The organism is Anaerosporobacter sp. (assembly GCF_031551385.1).
Taxonomy (GTDB): Bacteria; Bacillota; Clostridia; order Lachnospirales; family Lachnospiraceae; genus Anaerosporobacter.
The window spans coordinates 1-5,455 of the sequence record NZ_JAVBNS010000162.1 but is presented as its reverse complement, the minus strand read 5'-3'; the positions used below and the strand labels follow the sequence as shown (position 1 = coordinate 5,455).

At 34.6% G+C, this 5,455-nt stretch carries 1 protein-coding gene; it reads left to right on the top strand.

The annotated features are described in order from the left end of the window. Window positions 1-14 precede the first annotated feature (14 nt). A complete protein-coding gene (locus tag RMR19_RS13255) occupies window positions 15-5,435 on the top strand; it encodes a carbohydrate binding domain-containing protein (RefSeq protein ID WP_310603971.1) in 5,421 nt (1,806 codons plus the stop codon). Window positions 5,436-5,455 lie beyond the last annotated feature (20 nt).

Below are 5,455 nucleotides of genomic sequence, written 5' to 3'. Positions count from 1 at the left end.
TAACATTTTCAAATATGAAGATTGAAATTAATGGTTTCACAGAGTTAGTGCAACTTATCGATGATGGTAACTTCTCAAACGGAATGGGGAATTTTGCGACAGAAGGAAACATTGTTGTAGATGCAGATACACAAAAATCTGCAAATATTACGATTACTAACGAAGGTTTAAAAGAAAGTGCAATTTTAAAAAGAGATGGATTAAATCTTGCAGCAAATCAAGGCTATGATATTAGTTTTGTGGCAGGAGCAAAACAAAGTAGAGATATTAAAGCTGTGTTAGAAGATGCAGCAGGTCAAGTAATAAAAGAAGAAGATTTTACATTAACAACAGATCCAACACAATATGCAATGCATGTTGATACAAAAGATGCAGTAAATGGTGCTACATTGAAATTTATGCTTGGAGGAACTGCTGATACTGTATATATGGATACAGTTCGTATGGATGTAACAGGATATACACAAGCAGCAGGAATTAATTTAAGTGCACATGATATAACAGGATTAAATAAACAAAATGCACCTATGATTAGTGAATCAGTGAATGCAGTAATTGGTGAAGACATTACACTTACATTCCCTGTGAATGTAAACTATCAAAATGCAATTGATTCCATTACTGTAAATGGAACAGAAGTATTTGGAACAGCAATGTGTTCTGTAGGTAATGGTGAAATTGTATTAGATCAATCTTTATTCTCTGTGGAGACAGGTAAAGACAGAGGAGTAGCAGATATCGTTGTAAAAGCTGCTTGGTATAAAGACACTGTAATTAAGCAAGTTGTATTCCCAAGTAATATGTGGAGTCTTACTTGGAAAGATGAGTTTGATAGAAATGGAAGTAACTTAGATCCTAAGAATGGTCTTGATCTATCAAAATGGTCTTATCAAACAGGTAATGGTGAAGCATATAATGTAGCGGGCTGGGGAAATCAAGAGTTAGAATATTATTCACAAGATAATATTAAGGTTGAAGACGGTATCCTTAAAATTGAAGCAAGAAAAGAAGATAAAGGTGGGATGAATTATACATCTGGACGTATTTGGACACTTCAAGATGATAAAAAGACACCATTATTCTCGCAAACATATGGTAGATTTGAAGCAAAGATTAAGATGCCAGGTACAGAAGGCAGTCAAGGATTGTGGCCAGCATTCTGGATGCTTCCTGTAGATTGTGAATATGGTGGTTGGCCTTTATCAGGAGAAATTGATATTATGGAGGCAAGAGGAAGAGAACCAGATCGAGTAGATGGTACGATTCATTTTGGTCAACCATATCCAAATAATCAAGCATTAGGTGATCACTATGTATGGGAAAACAATTCAGGTTCAATTAATGATTATCATGTATATTCTGTTGAGTGGCAACCAGGAGAGATTCGCTGGTACGTTGATGGAGATCTCTACTATACAGAGAATAACTGGTATAGCTTAGCTGGTGAAAATGATGTGGAATTTGCATATCCAGCACCATTTGACCAAGAATTCTATATTATTCTTAACTTAGCGATTGGTGGTACTTATGATAATCTTCGTATTCCAGATGATTCTGTAATACCAGCAGAGATGTTAGTAGATTACGTAAGAGTTTATGAATATAACGGAGAGTATAGTGAACCAGTAAAACCAGTATTAGATAAAGAAACAATTCCAGCTGGTGCGAAAGTTCCCAATGCAGATGGAGATTATATCGTAGATCCAGGATTTGATAGTGTAAGAATTATTAAAGATTATGAAACAATACAAGATCCAGTAGGATGGAATTTTGCTACACTACCTGATTTTGGAGGTGCTGCAACATTTACAAAAGTTGAAGAAGATGGAACAACATTAGGAAAAATCGATATTAGCAATAGTGGTAATGCTGCATATTCGATTCAGTTAATACAGAATATTCCATTAGTAAAGGGACATTACTATAAGATTAGTTTTGATGCAAAGGCAGAGAAGAGTAGAGAGCTATCAATTAAATTCGGTGATGTTGGAGATGATGGTTGGGGTGTATATGGCTCTTATAGTCCGATATTATCAAAACAATTAGAGCATTATGAGTATACGTTCCAGATGGGATCTAAAACGGATATTACTTCAAGAATTGAGTTTAACTTAGGATTGAATTCAACAAATGTTTGGATTGGTAATGTTAGTTTTAAAGAAGTAGATGGAAAAGAAGTTGATACGAACTGTATTAAAAAGCCAGGAGATAGTGGAAATCATGTTTATAATGGCACATTTGATTTAGGTGATGATAGACTTGCCTATTGGAATGTGAACAAAGTAGATGCAAAGGTAGTGGGTAATGTATTACAAATGACTACGACAGCAGACCAACAAGAATCTGTTAGTCAACAAGGTCTTGAACTTTTACAAAATGATACCTATAAGTTGGTATTTGATGGAAACAGCTCTGTAGCTAGAGATATTCAAGTAATGTTTAGTAACGTAGATGGATCGATAGTTTATTCAAAGCAAGATGTAACGCTTGATGCAGGTATGACGAAACGTGAACTTACATTCCAGATGCCAGATATTACAGATAATAATGCTAAGATGACATTCCTAGTTGGTGGTAAAGCATCCATTGTAAAGATTGATAATGTTGTATTAACAAGAGAGACAAATAGAAACGTAGACTTCAGTGATATTAACTGCTATCCATTACAAAACGGAGATTTTGAATTAGGAATCGCTCCTTGGAGTGGATACGGAATGACACCATCGATTGTTAAAGAAGGAGATAATAAAGTATGTAAAGCAACAGGTGCAAAAGACGGAGAATCATGGAATTCTATGTTGCAGTATGAGAAACTAGAAATTACAAGTGGATTTACTTATATCTTCTCTTTCAAAGCAAAGGCAAATAAAGAAGCAGATATCACGATGGTAATAGAAGATAAGGACTATAATGCATTCTTCCCAAGAACGACGTTTCACGTTACAAAGGATTGGCAAACATTTTACTATGAAAGTAAGTTTGCTATAGATGGAGCACCAACGCTAAAATACTTGTTAGCAGGTACTGGATCAGAACTTGAGTTCTATATTGATGATGTTGTATTCGAGATTAAAGCTGCACCGAAGAAATCAGGTACATTGACAGAGGTAGCGGACTTAAATTACATTGGTAACAATGTAGAATTTACAACTACTGGTGAAAAAGCGTGGATGGAAGGTGCGGAATTCTTTATTGATGGTAATAAAGTTGACGCTACGGATATTACAATTAGCGATTCTACAGTAACATTAAGTAAGAACCTATTCACAGAAGCCAGAGAGTATGTAATCCTTGTAAAATCAGGAGAATATGCAAACTATCGTACTACAATTAGAGTGTATGGCAATGATAAGAACCTATTATTAAATGGTGATTTTGCATATGGATTAAATAGTTGGGCTACCTATTCGCACCAAAATTGTGCAGATTTCATAGTAGAGAACGGATATCTAAAGATTGATTCAAAATTCCAAGCATTAGAAAGTAATAAGCCAATTACTTGGTCCATTCAATTAGGACAAGAGAAGATTCCAGTAGTACCAGGAGAAGAATTCATCCTTACATTTGTTGGATATTCTACAGTGGAACGAAAAATTGTACTAGAAGGAATGAATAATAAGACGGTAACATTAACAACAACGCCACAGATTCATCAAGTTTCCTTTGTAGCAGATTCTTTTGATTTGGACTTGAATCTATTACTGGGTACGGTAGATGGAACAGGGGATAAAGAGCATGAGATCTACCTAGGTAATTTTGCATTGTATGAAAAATCAGATTTCAAAAATCCAATGAAAAAGAACCCAGGTGAGCAATTAGATACTCCTTTACAAGTATTTGCAGAAGCAGCTACAAAAGGAGTTCGTCTACAGATTGTTCCTGCATTAACAACGCCAAGTGGAGTAACATATCAAATCTTTGTGAATGATAAACTTACAGCTCAAACAGAAGAGACAACATATCTGTTCGAAACAACTCAAACAGGAAACTGTAGAGTAGAAGTAAGAGTAGTAAAAGAAGGATATATTGATTCAACTGGAAAAGAAATTACAATTCAGTTAAGGGATACGTCTGCACCAGATGCACCATATAATTTTAAAGTAAAATCAACTGGAAAAGGTGAAGTTACGATTACAATTACACCTCCATATGATAATGTAGGTGTTGTAGGTTATCTTATCTATGTAGATGGAGAGGAATACAAAAACAGCACATCTGCAGAAGTCGTATTAACTGGAATTACAGAAGGCGAACATCTATTTAATATTAGAGCTTATGATGCGGCAGGTAATATATCTGCAATGCCAGCAGGTGAAGTGGTTTATGTATCCGGAGACGGAAATAACGGAAATGGCAATGGAAACGGCAGTGGAAATAGTAATGGAAATGGAAGTTATATCTCGTATGACGGCTCACAACAAAGCAGCATGAATGCTATTTGGTCATATGCATTGATTTTGATTAAGCAAGTGAAAGCAAATGTAGATGCTGAGGTGGCAAAAGTACTTGTAGAGAATGATGCAGTCGTTTTACAAGAGATATTAACTGCAATGAAAGACAAACCTGTTCAATTAATAATTGATATGAAAGAGTATTCTTGGAGTATTAATGGAGATTCTATTAAAGATGGAGCTATGAGTGCAAGTTACAATCTTGAAGTAGGTAATCTTACAGAACAGGAAACAACAAAACTTCAACAAATAGTAGATATAGCAATGCAAAAGAATAGCGTAAAAATATCAAACATTATTAAGGAATTCAAGATTGGTCATGAGGGAGCGTTCTCATTCGAAGGAAAGTTAACGATGCCACTTGATACAAAATATGCGAATACGTATGTTCATATCTACTATTGGAATGAAAAGAAAGACGTATTAGAAGTACAGGATATTGTTAAAGTTGATAAAGATGGAATGATTACAATTCCAATGAGTCATGCTTCTTCTTATGTTATTACAGAACAACCAATATTATTTCCAAAAGCATCTACTAGTGTAACAGTATATACAAGTCATAAGAATACTGTAGTATTAGATAATGTTGTTGCAAATGCGGTAGTTTCTTACCAAAGTAGTAATAAGAAGGTTGCAACTGTAGATAGTAAAGGTGTAATCACCGGTAAGAAAGCAGGAAGTGCAACAATAACAGTAATCGTAATACAAGGGGATAATAAATATGTTCAAAAGAGTAAAGTAGTGGTTAAGACAAGTGTCTTTAAGTTTAATAAAAAGACAGCAGAACTAAAAGTAGGTAAGAGCTTTACATTTACATTAACAAACAATGGATATTCTAAAGATGTACTTTGGACAGTAACTGACCCATCGATTGCTAAGATATCAAAGAATGGTAAATTAACAGCATTAAAAGCTGGTACAGTAACTGTATGTGCAACAGTGGAAGGAAAAACCATAATGCAGAAAGTTAAAATCAAATAGAAATAAGATATAACAACTTT

What these genes read in the sequence shown, in the direction of transcription:
- RMR19_RS13255 (WP_310603971.1), top strand. Translation starts at nt 15, where the DNA reads ATGAAGATTGAAATTAATGGTTTCACAGAGTTAGTGCAACTTATCGAT.